This is a genomic window from Paenibacillus taichungensis (assembly GCF_050994985.1).
Taxonomy (GTDB): Bacteria; Bacillota; Bacilli; order Paenibacillales; family Paenibacillaceae; genus Paenibacillus; species Paenibacillus taichungensis.
Genome location: NZ_CP194720.1, coordinates 6,555,843 through 6,574,211, shown reverse-complemented (window position 1 = coordinate 6,574,211; position 18,369 = coordinate 6,555,843). Strand labels below are relative to the sequence as shown.

The following is an 18,369-nucleotide window of genomic DNA, read 5'->3' as shown; positions in this document are numbered from 1 at the left end:
TATGTATTCCGGCTATGACAACGAAAACGAAATTGTAGTTCAGCGTATTTCCGGCGCAACAAGATCTTATACTCTAAAGATACTGATAATCATTATCATTTGTCAACAGTAAATACCATATTCCATGACGGTTAAGAGCTATTTTTGAAATGTTTTACTAGAAATCGGTCAGATTGTCCGCACTTTATGTGAGAGCTTTTCTCATCGTGTACGTGCATTTCATCGCTTTGCGTATGTTCATCCTTGCCAACATCTGAATAATGTGTCCGAATTGTGAAAAATAGACCTGTATTGATTCATTTTTATATTTGTCATCCTCCATCGTTTGAACAAAAACAAAAATACAGCCCCTACGAAATTCTTCGAGGTGGCTGTATTCAAATTAATAACATATTCAATTAATGCCACTTAGAGCTTCGGTTCCGGGACTAGGTTGATCACAGTCGTTCCACTCTGGACACTCACGATGTCCTTCAGATCAAAATCGGCCGGAAGCTCCACTTGGTGCCCATAAGGATACAGACGATCTGCTTCGGAAACAGTCAGGTTTTCCACTGAAGATGAATCTGCTCCCGTAGACTGAGATGAATCTGAAGCCGTGCCGTTTGCATCTCCCTGTCCTGTGCCTTCATCCGTAGTGTCAGAGGTGGTGCCAGTACCTGCATCCGTCGTGCTCCCTGCTGCTGGGTCTGAAGTGTTGCCCTCCGTTGAGGCTGAATCTGCCCCCTGCTCGGCTTCTCCGCTCTGCTGAGTATCGTCCACATTATCGGTAGAAGAACCTGCTGAGCTTCCATCAGGCGTATCCTCTGAGCTGTCACCAGCTATACCTTCGCCATCGGGCTCCTCATTTCGGTTGAAACTCTCCCATTCACCCTCAGCATTGAGCTTCTGTGTAGTACTATCTTTCAAGTTCCATTGGAGAGTGTCCGTTTGCAAAGCATTGCTGTCCGTTTCGTCTCTGTAACGGATCACCAACTGGGCAGGCGTCCGTGTACCGTCGTCCGCTTCGGATGCAGGGACGAGGTAGGCGATCTGTTCAGCGAGCTCCACCACCGGTTCAGCGGGAACAACGGGCTCCTGTGTCGGTGGAGGTGATGCCGCAGGTGTCCCCGCCTTATCGCTCATCAAAGCGTACGTGCCTCCAGCTATACCAAGAATCAGGATGACAATGACCGATCCTAGAAAAAGGTTCTTCCTTTTACCTGTCAGCATGCGCACCAGCGGGGAAGCCAACTCTGTTTTGGCGCGGTCGTAGGCCGGCTTCATCGTCTTGCTTGCTCTGGCATAATAGGGTTTGAAAGCTGACTTTGACTTGAAAGCTTCGCGATCATGGGACTTGAAATAAGCCACGATTGCATCCGAGTATCCCTTATGTGCGTTGGAGCCGCGAATAAACAAACGTTGATTCCCCGACCACTCCATAAATTGATACAACACTTCTGTGCGTCCTGAACTACTGTAGATAAATTCAATCAGGCCTGGATAATCGAGTCTGTTGCTGCCGCTACCACCGCGATAGAAAGCCAGTGGCAGTGCTTCAAATGAAGCCGTATCCGGGCGCTCGCGAAGCTCTCCGGCAAGCCAGCGACGCGTCCAGCGCTGGAGCTCATTACGTTCGGCCAAAGAGAGGGATTCCAGTTCCTCTTCCTCACGCCCTTCACCGCTAAGCCATGCTCTCGCTGCCAGCATCATGTTTGTACGCGCAGATACATCTGAGCCCTGGCGAGCAGCCCAGTCCCGAACCTCGTTTCCGTGCAACAAAATATCAATGCTTAACAGCTGTTCACGGTTAACCCGCTCCAGATCGAGATCCTGGATCATAAACAAGTTAATAACGTAAGCCAGCTTATCTGCGAGCCGGGTTAAATCCTCCTGATACGCTGGTGGTTGGACAGCGGGCCCAGGTCCACCTTTCTGGTTAGCGCGAACTGAAGCTCCAGACTGTCCAATCCGGGCGGTAATACCCGTGTCTAGGGAGCCTGCAGCTGGTACACGATCCAATACACTAACCCGCTTAAGTGCCTCATTGGCAGACTGAACAGGGTTGGGTGCAGAACACAAACGTTCACGCAGCTCGGTTGAAGTCCGTTCCAGCAAGAAACTATTGTGAATGGCAGACGAGTGAGATGTAATCCATCTCTGGATCACTTCCACAACATCCGCAGCTGATTCCGTGCGTTTCAACTGATTATCCAAATAGGGCTCAAACAACAGTTTGGTCAGTGATTCGTTCGCGAGCACTTTGTCGAAGAAAGCACGGCTTAACAGGCTGTCCCGATCCAGCAAGCCGTACAGTTCCTGCACGGCACGCATACGTTTCTGCGAACGGGCGTTATTAATGCCATAGATGAAATAATCCACAATTCGGGACTGTACGACTGGCGCAGCGACCCGAAAATACTCCCCGATGCGTGCTGCAACTGATTCCTCAGGTACATTCTCCCGTTTGACGCTGTCCAGCTCACGACTAAGCAACGTCAGGAACAACTCATTCAAGCGTGAACGTTGGTGCGCTCCGCCTTCCGGTTTCAAGTAGGTGAGCAATCCACTTAGGACATCGCTTTTGTTATCCAGGTACAACTCTTCCATCCCCTGCTCCAGACGATAGAACATAGAAAGTTCCCCGTATGCTTCAATGGAGAGCTCCCGTCCAGGTTCCATTCCAGTTAGCATCTCATCCGCGAAAGCATAAAATGAATCGGCTGCCGCAGGTTCGTGCAGCAATGACCAAGCGAATTCCGCATATGGAAGCTTCGCCACAGATGCATCTGCATGGGTAACTCTGCCCGATACCAGATCAAAGGTGAAATCCTTCTCCGTATTCCGATCTTTCGGACGCAACGTACCCCGCTCTACAAACTGAACGTGAATGCCTTTCTTGGCCTGCGGCTCCTTGGCAAACGTCATAAAGCCGAGCTGCCGCCGGAACGCGTAAGGCAGCGCCGTATATAACAAACGCAGCAGTCCCTTGGCTCCGGCTGTAACTTCCTCAGCGGGCACATCCAGTGCTATATATACCTTCCGACGTGTCGCTACAGCTTGCATAACGGCGTAGAGCAGACGCTTGAATACCACCTCGTCCATTTTCAGAGCACTAAGAATCTGGCTTGGGGAGCTTTGTCCAACACCAGCTGCACGTGGCAATTCAGTAAGCGCAGGCAGTACTGTGCCTTGTTCGATGTCATAGGACGTGGCGAACACAGCATCCAGCCAGCCGCCTTGCTTCATCTGCTCTTCCGAGCGTTCAGGAGACAAGACATAGTTATGAGCGAAAAAGGCGCTGCGCAGCCCGGTAAAATCAGCAGACTGGTACACATTTTGCCCAAGAATCGTCTCACCGCTCTCCAGATGCAGCAGATGAATGGACGGCGGGAATTTCGTCTCATCCTTCTCACTCCGCCCAGTCAGCTCCGCTGGAGCGTCATAGACGCAGTAGGGATGAAGCACTTTTTTGATAAATGAAGGGTCCAGTCCCGGCGATGCGGCAACCGTATCGAACCCCTCCGTTGTGCGGAACACCCCGCGCCGCTCTCGAGTATACAGCTGTTGTTCAATTGGCGGGGTTACGGAAGAACGCATCATCCCACTCTCCCCTCAATGTACTTCAGCTTGTACAACAGCCAGAGGAAGGGTTCATCCACGCGAATCGGGCTGACCACGCCTTGCAGCTTCATATCCACCGGATTGCTTCCCAGCGCAGACACCGCAAAGTAAGCTGTATCCTTAAAGTACACATCCATCGTGCCTTTAAACGGACGGTCCACCTTCTCGATAAACCGCCGGATTTCCCCGTCGATATTCTCGAATTCGGTCAGGTCAAACCAGTCGCGGTGCACCATGTTGCGGAACACGTTACTGTTGGATTTGATATAATCGCCCTCTTCGTCCTTGAGGGAATGAAGCATGTCACTTTTCGTGAGTACAACAGCTGTCGGAATATTCGTCTTGGCTTTGTCCTGGTACGCGATAAAGTCACCGAACATCGTTAACACCACATCACGCGGCTCATCGTATCTTGGCGTCCACTCGCCTGGCTCGTTGCCGAGGTTGATGCGGATTTTGTCCCGAATGGAACGAATCTGAAGCGGGTCCACCATGAACAGAATACCTGCGGAGTTCTTGATATGCTGCCCGTGAAGTCCCAGATAGTCCTGCTCCACCATACCTTCACCAGCGACGTCAAAGAACACCAGTGTCAGCGGAGCTTTATCTTCATCCTTGAAAACAAATTGGAAAATAAACGGCTCCTGCAGTTTCTCCTTCTGCGTTGAATCCAGCAAATCGCCCCGCTCGAATAGCGGTTCTTCATAATCGGCTCGGAATCGGCGGCTAATCTCCGCGTTCAGCGGCATGCAGGCCGCATCAAAATGATCGGCTGTGTAATGCTGCAATGTATGAATCAATGAAGTCATGTAGACGGATTTACCCACCTGGGATGCCCCGATAATGGAAATGATATTGCTTGGTGCTTTGCCTGCTGTGACAGGCAGCTCGTTATGGCACTGTGGGCACAGCCGACGCCGTGTAACCACACCGTAACGATCGTTCAATCCCATCACAATGTTATCCGAATAAATGCGATGTTCCTCAGGTACATCATGCGGAGCCAGCACGGCCTCCATATCAAACACTGTATCCAGTCCAAACCGTTCGCGATATCGATTGAGCTTCGCATCTTCCCCAAGTGCGTAGTCCTCATCGTCGTCGCGATGATGCGCAGCCCGGAACACAACCTCCTCCGGTGAAAACTTGCTGAAACAATACGGACATACGATATCGTAAAACAACGGCCGCTCTTCCGGCTGCTGTCTCTTCAAAAACCGACTAAAAAAGCTCATAGCCACTCCCCTCCCCTGATCAGTTAGACTATAAGCCTAACCATCTAGTCTGATATAAGCCTAAAGGCGGCTCCATACTTTGGTCCGTCCGTGAAGAATAGCCTCACGTAATCGTCCTTGGCTACCTCGACGGGTGGCATTTCATTTCTCCCGGGAGCAAAATCACTCACAAAAGGGTACACCGTGCCATCTTCCTTATTCAACGGAACTCCGCCTTGCTTGCGAACATAACAGAGCGCCTCCTTCGGAACAGGTGCTTCCGTTGTAACGGTCATCAATACACTTTTTCGTTTCTGAAAAAAACCGCTCTTGTATCGGATCGAAAAGTGAATATCCGCCTTGCCTGCACTGGCAACTACCGTGTTGTCTCCATCACGCTGACGCACCAGAACTGGCCCTTCCTCCTCCATCTGACACACATACACTGTATAACGGATGGCACCAAAACCCGTGATTCGATCCATATATCCATTGCTCGCCTTATATTCTTCTTTTGTGTATAACTTCAGTTTGCCCTGTGCAGCCTGTTCCCCGGTACGATCATCACCCATCATATCGAGCTCCAGCCGTTCAACATATACAGCTTCCACGCTCTCTGGCCAGAGCCAGCGAAGTGTACACTGGCTCTCATCCACTGCAAGTGTCAGTCTGCGAATCAGGGGCGCTGAAGGGTCTGCATCCGTAAAACGCATCTATCGCCTACCTCCAGACGTTAAAATCCTTTGCTGCGCGAATCTCTTGCCCGCTGACCGAATCCTTCCACCGAATTGGTTCCTCCGCCAGCATCGCGGCGTCCACGCGTCTTCCGCGGTGTATTTTCCTTGATCGGAATGATCCAGCTGAACAGGGTTAACACACCAGATAAGATGAGCATCGCTCCAAATCTTACAAATGTATCGCCAACCGTTGATCCGTCCAGGCCCCATTCGAGCAGAAGTCCTGCCAATAAACCAGACACGGCACCCCCAATTCCGAAACTGAGTGCGAGATGACGATTATCGAATACAAGTCCGAGCGACACGCCCAGTGCGACACCAATCAACAGTAAGGCAACCACTCGGAAAATAGCCAGATACGTACTGTGCTCCATCATGCCTGTACGTTCGGTCACCAGCGTTCGTTCATCAATCGTATCGTAAATTTGCTGGAATGCCAGATTAAGTCCCCCGGAATCCGGCACATCATAGTACATACCGCCCGTTTGCTGTGCGATATGACGAAGCAAGTCGGTTCCGGAAGGGTCCACCAGACTCAGACCTACCGTATTGACGGCAATCTGTTCATTCGCATACTCAGACAAAATGCTGGATGTGTCTGCATCACTGAATCCATCGGATAACAGGATTGCTACCGTTCCGCGTTTCGGGTCCTGTTTGCCCTTAATCTGCTCCATCGCTTCCCGCAGTACTGCATCGAAATTAGTCCCGCCCGAGGTCGTCACGATGCTGTCTATTTTGCTGTACACCTCTTTTTTAGCAGCTTCGCTGTCCAACGGGGTGAACGACTGGAGCAGCTCGGGTTGATCATCAAAGGTAATCACAGCCACCTGTTTATCGCTTTCCATTTGGCTGATCAGTGTTTTGGCCGCTTCAAAGCGACCGTTATCCGGGTCTGTCTCACTCATACTGCCTGAGTTATCGATCATCAGCACGATATCCTTGACTTGCTTCACACCGCCTGGGTTAATCTGATACAGCAATTGCAGGGCAAGTCCGACGACAAACAACAGCGCCAGCGTTGCTGGAACAAGCAGTTTCCAAGATAGTCCCAGATATCGCAGCTTCCAAGAAGCTCCGTTCAGCTTTGGCGAGATCATCTCTGCGAGTAAACAGAATAATCCGACGCTAAGCGCCAACACGCCAAAGTATAGTCCCATCAGCAATAGACGGGGCATTTCCCCGAGCCATTGACGCAGCATGATTTCTCCAGCCGCAAAGCCCACAGCTCCGCCAATTAGGCTGAACAGGACCAGGAGAAGATTAATTTTTCGCTGCATGTTTGCATGCATCCTTTCCAAACCAGCCGATGAACGGCTGAATTAATACGAAACCGGATGAAGAAAAACAAGAAATTTCATGTTCATGAACGGAAAACAGATCGACGACGTCAAGCCACTCCCGGATACAGCGAGCCAATAAGATGCACTTTGCCCGGCTTCAGGCCCCTGGTTCCGTCATCCATCTGTACCTCCCATCCGTCCATATAAGATACAGCCTTATGTTTTAACGCATGGGTGACAGCTTCTCGGCCAGATCGGAGGGATGGAGCTCATAACCATTCTCCGTATACGAATCGTAATACACCCGACCATTGCGATACACCATCAGGTCTTCCAGATGGAAGCCCCCCATCAGATTCAGCTTCTCCACACCACTGCTCCGTTCTTCGTATACCACACCCAGCTTATAGATCCGTGACGTTTCTTCGGCATGCGCCGCATAGTCCATGAAGGCACTATGGTGATCACCAAAGAAATATTTTTCTTCATAACGATGTTCCTGCGTATAGTCGAATACTCTTACCCGAACGACTGCCTGTTCCTCCAGTGTGCGATACAATCGGCGGAACAGATCATCACGGGTCAGTACATTTTTGTCGCCATACGTAATGGTAACATTCGCCCGTAACAGCAATTCTTCTTCGAAAGGTACCCGGAGCGGTTCTGCTGTAAGCAGCATCACATGACATACCTCCATCAGGCGTTGCAGGAGTCGCTCGTTTCCTTCTGTGGCAAGCCGGTTCATGTCCCCCATATAGCGGTCCTCGAACCAGACATCCCGTCCACGCTTCGCTTCCAAATCTGCGATTAACACTTCCGTCACTTTGCCATAGTACTCCATTACGTTCTGACCGATATATTCATCTGCAGCAGCTATGCTCTCTACCGCTGTCTCACGCAAAACACGTTCCAGCGTTGCCAGTGTTTCCGTTACGCTCCGGCTGAACGTATGCAGTTGTTCCATCTCTGTGTCGTAGACACGAAGCAGCTGCAATTCATTCTCCAAGCGCAGCAATTCAACTTTGGGCACATACACGCGCTCCAGCAAACAATCGATTAAGTTGCGCACGTTCTGTTTGTCACGGAACAAGGCCCGTTTGAACGATTGATCCTCTGCCCGCTCCTGCTGACGCTGCTCAAGCAAGGCACGTGCAGATTCAAGCTGCACCGATTTATCACGAATCAGTCCAAGCAAAGCCTCACGCACGCTGCCGAACCCATTGTCACTCCAAGCGGCCCACTGAAAATAGCCAACCTCAGGATGCTCCGTACGTGATTGCTCAGCTTTACGACGAAGGGAACCTTCTGTGCTGCGCTGACGTACTCGTTCCTCGGCAAGACGGACCACGTTATCACGGAAGTACGCCTCTGCCCCCTGCCCGAACAGTGCTCTCTCCGCTTCACGCAGCGAGAGCGGCTTCAGATCGGAGAAGCTGACGTTATGCGTCATAATGCCGCTCATGCCGCTCACCAGATCCTCATCGGGAAGAATCCCTTCCACTTTGCGCTCTACCGAAGCCCCATCCAGTCCGAAAAAGGCGAGCTTGTCCTTGATGCTCCACTCGGGTTCCTGCCGCATCCGTTCAAGCAAATAACGATATAGATGATACAACACCGCGAGTGCAATAGGTTTGTTCGGCCGTCTAATCTCGGCAAAACCTGCACTGGCATAACCATGCTGATCCGAGGTCGTACGGATGTTATTTTTGAACGATGTATTGTTATACGTGTTGGCCCCTGTGCTTGTCACTGAACCAGAGTTATCTCCATCCTGCTTCCGGTTCTTGAGCAGGCAGATTCGGCAGATGATCTCGGCATTTTCGATCCACCCGCCAGGGACACCGGTTCCCCGCTCGTTCTTGTCTGACAAAATATATACGAGATCGAATAACGGAGAAGCAGGATGCGTAACCGGAATGGAGATACCGTCCTCCGTAACCAGCAGATTGCCATTGAACGTATAGTCCAGCCCCTGCATGTAATCCAGTTCCCGCAGAAAAGCGAGTCCCGCCGCGCTTGCATAACCGAAGGAATCGACCTGCTCCATCTCGCTGACCAGCACATGCAAATCGGTCTGTACCGACTTGAAGGATTGAGCCAGTATCGTCTCAGTTAGCTTGGTAAGCTCCGGCAACAATACATTCAATGGATCATCTGCTCTGGTCACAACGTTCACGTAAATTCGATCGAACGATGAATATAGGCGTCCATATTCGGCAATACGATTACTCACCCGCCGCAAGGTACGATTCAGACCAAAGAGTGCCTGATCTGAATCGTGAAAACTGCGATGCACATCCTTGCGAAGCGTTTTGGAAGGTCGATCCGTCTGTATGGTGGACAAGGGAAGCACGTGACGGGTCACCTGACCATCATCAGAAGTGCTGCCATTCCTTGCATCACTCCCGCCGTTAACACGCGCATATCCTGAATGAGCACCATCGCTGTAATGGTCATGCTTCGTTTGTGCGGGGTCATGGTCACGATGTCGGGCATGCTCCTGATTTTCCGTTCCAATCTGTACATAGACTACGCCTTCTCCGTTATCCCACTTCAGCCGGTTGATTTCCTGGACAGCAGACACTGCCGGAGCGACCTGGTCACCCACAAACAGGAACAACGCGGGGTAATGGATGCTGCTGCGACCATCACCCAGGCTGCCTTGACGCTCCTGCTCAGTTGCATACTGTGCTGCATACTTCTCCAGATTGCGTTTCAGAGCATTGTTCGAGCTGAACTCCATCCCGGCCGCCATCTTACTTCAGCCTTCTGCGAATGTCATTCAGTTTCGATGACATCGTTCTGTAGAACTGGTAGATGTCTTCCCCGTTCGCCAGTTCCACTCGCTCGTATTCCAGACGATCACGGGACTCCATGAACAATGCAGCCAGATCATCCAATTTCGTAAGCAGTGGCGTGATGTCTTCAGAAGCGGTCAGGTCATTATCACGGCGGGAAGCTTTGCGCAGCAACGTGCTGCGATCCTTCTCTGCCAGTCCACGGAAGTTGCCAAACACTTCATATTCGGCAAAGTTACGGCTCTTCATCAGGTTCGCAAACGGCTCCCACGCGTCTTCTTCCGGATCACGATCATAGACGTACAGCGCGCCTTTCTTCACGATGGTATCGGTGTATAGTGCTTCGATGAAGCGGTCATACCACTGCTCCTCGTCCTGATGCTGGGCGAGAATGCCTTCCAGCTCGGCGACTTTGGCCGAGATGGCGTTCATCTTCGCCAGTTCTTCACGTACCCGCGCGATAAGCTGCGGGGAACGCACCAGGTTTTCTTTGGCCATATCTTCATTAATACTTCCGAAAATGTCCTTCACCGACACCCTTGGTAATCCTTCGGATTGCAGGCGTTTCAATTCAATAACTGCCCGCTTCACTTCACCCAGGTTCGGGGTGGTGGACGTCAGGCGCATGTCGTAGGCACCCAGCTTCGCAGACAGGTCAAACGGTTCCGTTGTCACAATTGCATAGCGGTTGCTTGTATTCTCATCAATGGATTTGGCTGTCACAATGTTGTATCCAAGCGCCTTCTCGAATTCGGTACGTACACGGGCATTGTACTGCTTCACCCGGGCGTTCTCATACACATCTCCCCATGACTTTTCTGGAATTGGCGACGGCAGATAGGTCCAGTTGTTCTTCTCAGTTTGCACCAGATGGCGTCCGATACCTTCTTTGTCCAAAATGGTACGTTCATAACTTTCCTCATATACTTTGAGTGGTGTGTACACAAACAATGGTACCCCGTTGCGAGTGTTCAGCCAGAAGATTCGGTTGCGCACTTCACTTTCCTTAACGGTAAAATGAGATTTGCCCACCGCATTATTCTGATAATTGCGAATCCCTCTCAGAATGCCCGGCGCCTGTGCCGGCACCGATACGAATCCCCAGGATGGGAAATGCAGACTGCCTGTGCTGTTGCTCAGATTGAACACCGGAACTGCCTCATCATCCAGTTTGCCTGCAATGAAGCGTTCCACGAATTTCTCGACCGACTCGTCCTGTCCATATTTGATAACCAGGAAGTCCTCCATCGAGCGGGTAATCAGATCTCCGAACTTCTCAGTTAGGAAATCAGAGATGGAGCTGACGATATCGATCTCGTTTTCTTTCACCCACTGGCTGGAGTTCTCCAGCAATTCACGCGAGAAGTCACGGATCAGATCATCCGTATCGCGCTTGTCCAGCAGTCCATCCACCACACTGACGATATCCGGCACACTTACAACGTTCCAGTAATACGTTTTGTTGCCTTTGTGATCGGACTGTTCTTCGCCGCGTGTCAGGATATCCCCGTTTTTGGAGAAGATCGAGCTAAGTGCGTTCAGCGTTTCAGTAAATACGTTATAAATGCGGCTGTTCTCCTGGTTCAGCAATTCGTACAGGTCCTCGTAGAACTCGATCATCTGATCATTGCGTTCCACATCGGCGTGCAGCCAGTACTCATGAATTTTTGCTTCAATATAAGCATTCTTCTTCTTCTCTTTGGAGACAAACGCACTCTTCGCATCGCCCAGCTTCTCTTCGGACTGCTCCTGAGCGGCCTCAATGTCACGCGGAATGCGGAAGGCATTCTCACGCAAGGTTTCAATGTATGACTGAATCATCTTCAGCACACAGAAGCCTTTTTCCGTGTAGATCAGACGGGAGACATAGAACGGACCCTGTTCGGGATGCAAAAACATACGCCGGATCTGTTCGGTGAACTGACCCGCAATTTCTCCCGGCAACTGCTTCTTCGCCTTGATATATTCTTCACGGGCACGAGCCAGGAAGTTCTGCTCCAGTTCGGTGTCCATGTTCACGACCTGTGATTTCACCACATTGCCATAGGAGAGACGCTCACTGTTCTGGTAACCTGGCAGCGGCTCCGGCACACGGGCTTCAAAGGACTTGACCACACTTTCGAGATCAATGCCCAGCTTGCGGGCAAACTTCTCGGTATCCTCCTGGTTCGGTGCTTTGGAGAACATGGTGTTCATTTTGTCGAACATGCGGTAAGCCAGATAAGTCGTCATTTCTTCAATCGGTAGTACCGCCGAGGATGCACCGATAATGTTGTAATCATAGTTGGCCGGATAGGCTTTGTTCATTTGTGCAATGTTCGTGCGAATGTTGCTAATATAATCGTGGATGGCAAACTCCTCGCCGGATTGCTTTTCCTCACTCGCCATAAAGTTGGTGATGTTCTCGGCGGTGACGTTCATGCAGTAATCATAGGCGTTCTCCAGCAGTTTGCCTTCCGTGTTGGTTGCGGAAATCAGATGACACAAGTTGAACGGTGGCAACGGTGAATTCACCGTCAGAATGTTGCCGTATTTCTGAGAGAAACGCTCCCCCCGGCTATCCACGTTCATCCAATAATCCAGTTCCTTGAGCGCAGCGTATCCATTCTTGCGGATGTACTCACGAGTGTGCTCACTCAAGCTTTTGTTGGACAGGTTCACGTCTGGGGTGAACAGATATCCAAGCGTGTTCACGCGGTCAATCCCGGCAGAGCCGTGATCGCGTTCGATAATCCCGCGCACAATATAGGAAATATCGAGGAAGCAACCACTGCCCGTACCGCCGGAAAGACCTGTCAGCAGGAACACCATCAGTTTCTTGTTGGTGCCTACAGATAATGTTTTGATCTTTTTGTCGATCGCCTGCACGACCTGGTTAATCTTCGTGAAAAGCAGCAGTCGTCCAGCCTGGCGCACCCCTGCAGCGCCGTTCATGCCATCGGTGATGCTCAACTCCGGAGACAGCCAGTCCGTAATATACGGCTCCAATACGCTGCGGTTCTGAAGCAATCCACCAATCTCGGCATTGGACAGCAATACGAATTCATTAATTGGATCGAGTCCGATGCCTTTATACTTTTTGGCGCGATCCTGTTCGTTGGTTTCAAAAGCAAGAAACTCCACGTTGGACGGTTTGTCCATTTTTTTCTTGGATACCGGGTCCTGTGGCAACTTGAAACGTCGGTTAATCTGGTATTTAAGACGCAACAGCGCATCAATACCTGTTCCTCCAAGACCGATAATCAGAATCGGGTTATCAATCGTATCGACTCTGATCTTCTCACTGACAATACCTCCGCCAAGCGATACATCCAGTTGCTGAATATGTTCTCTAACAATCGGTTTCATTCGTTGTCCTCCTTAGATTAACGCAGTCGGAACTACAACATAATTACACTTGCTACTCCGATGACAGAACAACCTTCCGATCGCTGTTATCCCCTGATTTTTTGATTTATTTTACAAAGGTGAAAATCTGGGGATAAGGGCGCAGCATATGCTTACGAAGCAGCTTTCTTTCAGAAAGCTTTTAACTCCGCTTCTTCAGGTTATTTCTGTCCTCTACGTTCTTGTGTAAATGGTTAGATCAAATTTATAGCTTACATTCACTTAGGCCATAATTCTTCACACCAGATACTCAATTAAAATGGTCTTATCCGCCTGTTGCAGCGGGATGCTCAGTCGGTCACCGTTCTTCAGTTCAACGCCTGAGCTTGCATCAACGGCACGGCCGGATTTCTCCAGCGTTCCGCCTGCGGTGTTGCGAATTATAATTCGATCCCCATTGCTGGGTGTAAATACATATTTCTCGGTTTCCTTCAATTCAGGGTCTAGTTGTAACAGCTGGTGCAGATGGAATCTGCCCCGGAAGGATGCCAGCTTTTTATATTGCGGGTACGACTTGTCCCCGGTATTCTCATCGCGAATTTCGACAACCATCTGTCCGACAAATCCACGGTTTTTGCGTTTCAACCAGCCTAGCAGGAACCATACACCCACAGCTACCACGATCAAGGCGATCACGCCCAAAATAACAGGCATCCATGGAAACGGCTTGTCCTGATCGCCCGCAGGAGTCGTTGGCTGAGTTCCGCTACCGGCTGCTCCGCCCGCATTGATCGTAATTGGAGCACTTTCCCGGTAGAAGCTGTCTTCTTCTGCACGGATAACAAGCTCGTAGTTATGGTTGTCCGGCACTTCGAACGTTCCGGCGAACCCGGAGCCCGTGTTTTCGAGCGGCTGCTCCGTGCTTTTGCCTGTATCCTGATCGTTTACGACCAATGTCGCCTTCATATCGGCATACAGATCATTATCCTGTAGAGGCTGTCCTCCATTCTCTAGCTTGGCGGTCAGATCCACTTTGTCGCCCTTCGTATAGGACTTGGTCTTAATTGGGTCCACAACGAGCTGGAGATCATAGTTGAACAACAGGTTGATATCGATGCTGTCTTTCGGAGCCCCTTTTACCCGAAGTTTCCAGTCGCCTTCCTGAGGCTTGAGCAGCTTCACCAAGGAATAACTCTTCGAAGTCGAGAGCTTGGCTGCGTCAGAGTTGAGATCTACGGCCTTGCCAGAAGGATCGGTCAATTCAATCTGGACTTGTTTTGAAGACATAATTGAGATGTTGGCTTCAAGTACACTGTCGTTCGGTACGTTCACGGTAACTTCCTGATAACTGCCGTTTCCTGTAATGGAGGGCAGCTTCACGACATTCAGTTTGGCATGATCAGCGAAAATCTCACTCAGAATCTGGGGTAGATCATCCGGTGTATCTGTGATAAAAGACTTGCCTCCGGTCTGCTGAGCCAGATCTGCAAGTGCGTCCTTGTTCAATTTGCCGTCTGCGTTCAGTCCAATCGTATAGACGGGAATCCCCTGATCCTGTGCTTCCTTGACGGCTTTTGCCAGATCCGCATCGGACTGAGACTGGGTGCGACCTTTCGTTTTGTTAAAATCGTTGTTGCCGTCAGCCAGCAGCACGATCATTGGTGAGTGAGATGCGTCTGCCCCATGGTTCAGCACATTCACTGCTTCAGCCACTCCGACAGAGATATCGGTATATGGCCCTCGGCCGAGCTGATCAATAAAATCTTTCAGGCTGCTCTTGTCCGCATCGGACTGAATCTCCAGCAATGCCTTTTCCCGCTCCACCTGATCGGTGTAAGCGACAATCCCTACCTTGTCCCCCTGGACCGGCAGCATATCAATAAACATTTTCATGGCTTCATTGCTGATCTTGTCACGGTCACTTGTATTCATTGAATTACTTACATCGGCTACAAGTACCGCATCGATTCCGCTTGTCTGTGCCTGAGCCGCTGCAGCATGTGGCAGCAACGCCTGAGGTAGCAGCAGCGTTAGAAATGCCAGCAGAACCAGAGTTCCGCTGAGCCAGCGTATTTTGCTTGTCCGCAGCATTGGGTGTACTCCTTCACGTTTGAGATTAAAATGGGAATAGTTTATTATAGGCGTCAAGCCTTAAGGAAATCTTAACAGTCTACTAATAAATTCTGAAAAGCACCCCTATCTTCAGTTACAGTTTTGTAATGACTGACAAAAATCGACGAATTCACGTCATTAACTGGCATGAAAGTTCCAACTATGGAAATATGATATAGTTATTGCCAGCAAACTGCAATATAACGACTTGATCAGTAAACATTATAACTACGCATATTTTAACTATGCCTAGAAAGGAACGGATTATGGTTACATACGGATGCCTCGCCATATTGTTTCTTTTTGTCATTATAAAGGTGATTGCGTTCCTGCTTCATCGGCGCAAACCCGTTTCCCGGGAAGATGCCGATCGAACCCTCTACACTATTCTGAATGGCGAGCGTGATTGAGCATGAGCACTAAACAAGTTGTATCCATCAGACCTTTTATAAGAACAACGCATGCGTTTCAAAAGTTGCGTGTCTGCAAGCGGTGCGGCCAGTATACCTGCCTGTGGGAGGATCACTGTACTGCCTGTGGGCGCGGCACCCTTGCTACAGTGGAAGAACGCGCCTCTTCCCGCGTGAAACGCCGGATCGCACGCGACCTGTTCATCACAGTAATACTTGGTGCGGTTGCTACCTATTTTGGTGAAACCATAGACCAAACGATGGCGGCGGCCAGCGTCTCCCTGCTGCTTCTGGCTGGATTGATCTTCATGCAAAAGCGATCCTTCCAAGTCGAACAGCAGCGTGAACTTAAACGCATGCTGCGTCAGGATGAGGAAGCGATTCGCCAAGGCATTAACCGGAATTGGGCTCTTGTCGCAGAAGCGCGCAAGCAGGATGAAGCGCTCGCCTATGAAATGCTCAGGGAAATCGGTTCACTCGTCTATAACGACCGGATTCGTCTGCAGCAGGTTGCGCTGCTGCAATCCTTTGTACTGCGCAGTGATATGGATCTGCAGCTCAAACCTCTGCTGCTGCGCAGCTTCGAGCGGCTGCTCGCTGAATATATCGGTGAAATCGCACGGCTGAAGCCCGAATTGGTCCGTGAAGATGCGATCAGGTATATCGCCACGTACGAAGTGAATATTTTGCAGTTGCACAACGGGATTCAGATTCTGACAGCTGTAGCTGCCGCTGCTGTACGGAAAAGTAAATATATTGAGTTGTTCCCAAGTCTTATTACCCGCTACGCGCGCTTTATGCCCAAAGATCGGTTTATGCGGCTCTATCGAACTCTGGAGCTGTATCCTGGTAAGGCACGCGGTGGTCTGGCGGAGTCGGTTGGTCGGGTCTATAACGAGAAATATCGGGATTCGTACGCAGATGTTCGTGTGTAGAACTGTAGTAAATGGTCTCGAAATGTAAATTAGTGCAAACTCAATCCCTGTTATATAGACGAACCAAAATTCATTTACCCCTGCATGCGTATTGGATTCGCGCGTGACATTGTATAGTTTTTATCATATAAGCTTCGACGAAAAAACACCCCATCCTTAGGTCTAGGATGAGGTGTTTTGATATTTGGAAAATATATGGCGTCCTTCCAGACTACTTGCCATGGGTTTTATCGTTTTTACCGCCCGCGACGAGAATCGCGGCGGTCGCTCTTGGCCGGCCCGCGTCCTGCGGAGTCCGGTCGACGTGAACCTTCACTGCGTCCGGAGCTGCGCTTGTCGGCGCTACGGCCGCCCCAGCCGCTGCTGCGCTCATCGCCGCTGCGACCTGCACCACGTCCGCCTTGACCCGCTGCACCGCGACTGCTGTCGCTGCTGCGCGCGGAACCACGGCCTGCGCTGCGCTCGTCGCCACTGCGGCCGCCACTACGACCACCGCTGCGTCCACCTTCGCCGCCACGGGAACCACCACGACCACCACGTCCGCCTTCGCTGCGGCCGGTACGACCTGCGCCGCGACGGGCACTGCCTGTCCCAGCGGAGCGTCCGCCAGAACGTTCTTCATCACCCTGACTGTTGATGGAACGTCTATTGGCTCCAGTTGATGCTACCGGACCTTCACTTGTCCATTGGATACGGGACAGCTTCTGGTTGGTGCCTTCCTCAATACGAGCAAGCTCCGGTCTGTCATGTTGTGTTGCAAATGTCACGGCAAGGCCCGTGCCGCCTGCACGACCCGTACGGCCGATCCGGTGGATATAGCTTTCCGCATCATGCGGCATATCGTAGTTAAATACATGCGTTACGCCTTCAACATCCAGTCCGCGTGCAGCAACATCCGTAGCAACGAGGATCTGCAATTTCGCGTCACGGAATGCTTTCATTACATTCTCACGCTTGGATTGGGACAGGTCCCCATGAAGTTCATCGCTCGCATAACCTGCTTCACGCAAATCTTCATTCAGCTTGGAGGCACGGCGTTTGGTCCGACAGAAAACAATCGCCAGGTACGGGCGATACGTATCAATCATACCGCGAAGTGCCTCAAGTTTGCCACGATCCGTGCACTCCAGCACCTGCTGGCGAATCTGATTGATCGGAATTACGGACTTGGAGGATACCTTCACATCTTCCGGGTCTTTCATATAGTTCTTCGCCAGGATGCGAATGCCTTTTGGCATCGTTGCCGAGAACAGCATCGTCTGACGTTTGTGTGGCAGTTCACGAAGGATGGTCTCCACATCATCTAGGAAGCCCATGTGCAGCATTTGATCGGCTTCATCCAACACCAGTTTTTTCACATTATCCAGCTTCAACGTGCCACGACGCAGATGGTCCAGGAGACGTCCCGGCGTACCAATCACGATTTGTGTACCGTTTTGCAGTTTGCGGAGCTGTTTGTCCACATCTTGTCCGCCATATACCGCGAGAACATGTAGCTTATCGTCGTTCGCAGTCAGCTTCTTCGCTTCTTCCGTAATTTGCAGCGCCAGTTCCCGCGTAGGGGCAATAATCAGTGCTTGCGGCGAGCGGTCGGATACATTAATTTTCTGTATAATCGGCAGCAAAAAAGCCAGCGTTTTCCCTGTTCCCGTCTGCGCCTCAGCAATAATATCGCGCCCACCCAGCAATACCGGAATCGAACGCTCCTGTACCGGAGTCGGCACGGCGATACCCTGATGTTTCAGGATCTCGCACCATTCCGGGCGAATGCCCAGTTGTTCAAAGTTTGCCAATCGTTACACCTCTGTATATTCATTTAGATAAGTCCATTTCATAATTGCTTTCACTTGGCTTCAATCAAGACTAGTTTTCCGTATATCAATCATGATTATGAAATGAATTTTTTAAAAAGCAATCGGTCCGTTGCTCTTCTTCTCCATACCCTGTAGT

Annotated in this window: 9 protein-coding genes; 1 reads left to right on the top strand and 8 read right to left on the bottom strand. The window is 50.7% G+C overall.

The genetic code is table 11. The features are described 5' to 3' along the window. Nucleotides 1–408: 408 nt before the first annotated feature. From ACR1R9_RS29600 to ACR1R9_RS29570, 7 genes are all read right to left on the bottom strand, one after another. Nucleotides 409–3,582, bottom strand: a complete 3,174-nt coding sequence (locus tag ACR1R9_RS29600) for a hypothetical protein (RefSeq protein ID WP_433922079.1) — start codon at nucleotides 3,580–3,582, stop codon at nucleotides 409–411. After that, a complete protein-coding gene (locus tag ACR1R9_RS29595; RefSeq protein ID WP_024632789.1) occupies nucleotides 3,579–4,838 on the bottom strand; it encodes a TRAFAC clade GTPase domain-containing protein in 1,260 nt (419 codons plus the stop codon). Before ACR1R9_RS29595 ends, ACR1R9_RS29600 begins: the two co-directional genes overlap by 4 nt. Before the next feature lie 44 nt (nucleotides 4,839–4,882). Next, nucleotides 4,883–5,530 carry a beta-mannanase gene (locus ACR1R9_RS29590; RefSeq protein WP_099857415.1) on the bottom strand — a complete coding sequence of 216 codons (648 nt, stop codon included), beginning with the start codon at nucleotides 5,528–5,530 and terminating at the stop codon, nucleotides 4,883–4,885. 20 nt (nucleotides 5,531–5,550) lie between these two features. Next, nucleotides 5,551–6,834: a vWA domain-containing protein gene (locus ACR1R9_RS29585; RefSeq protein ID WP_163758177.1), complete on the bottom strand. Its 1,284-nt coding sequence runs from the start codon at nucleotides 6,832–6,834 to the stop codon at nucleotides 5,551–5,553. A 226-nt stretch (nucleotides 6,835–7,060) separates the two neighbouring features. Further along, entirely contained in the window at nucleotides 7,061–9,592 is a 2,532-nt protein-coding gene (locus ACR1R9_RS29580) for a transcription initiation factor TFIID (RefSeq protein ID WP_433922080.1), read from the bottom strand. A 1-nt stretch (nucleotide 9,593) separates the two neighbouring features. Next, the gene (locus ACR1R9_RS29575) at nucleotides 9,594–12,983 is read right to left on the bottom strand and encodes a tubulin-like doman-containing protein (RefSeq protein ID WP_433922081.1); all 3,390 of its coding nucleotides are present in this window, start codon (nucleotides 12,981–12,983) and stop codon (nucleotides 9,594–9,596) included. Nucleotides 12,984–13,259: 276 nt separating this feature from the next. Further along, nucleotides 13,260–15,053: a vWA domain-containing protein gene (locus ACR1R9_RS29570; protein WP_175381456.1), complete on the bottom strand. Its 1,794-nt coding sequence runs from the start codon at nucleotides 15,051–15,053 to the stop codon at nucleotides 13,260–13,262. Nucleotides 15,054–15,486: 433 nt separating this feature from the next. Here ACR1R9_RS29570 and ACR1R9_RS29565 point away from each other — a divergent pair, with 433 nt between their 5' ends. Then, on the top strand, nucleotides 15,487–16,419 hold the full coding sequence (locus ACR1R9_RS29565; protein WP_099857405.1) for a hypothetical protein: 933 nt from the start codon (nucleotides 15,487–15,489) through the stop codon (nucleotides 16,417–16,419). A gap of 236 nt (nucleotides 16,420–16,655) precedes the next feature. On the opposite strand, the gene ACR1R9_RS29560 is transcribed toward ACR1R9_RS29565, so the two are convergent. Beyond that, the gene (locus ACR1R9_RS29560; RefSeq protein ID WP_163758185.1) at nucleotides 16,656–18,212 is read right to left on the bottom strand and encodes a DEAD/DEAH box helicase; all 1,557 of its coding nucleotides are present in this window, start codon (nucleotides 18,210–18,212) and stop codon (nucleotides 16,656–16,658) included. Nucleotides 18,213–18,369 lie beyond the last annotated feature (157 nt).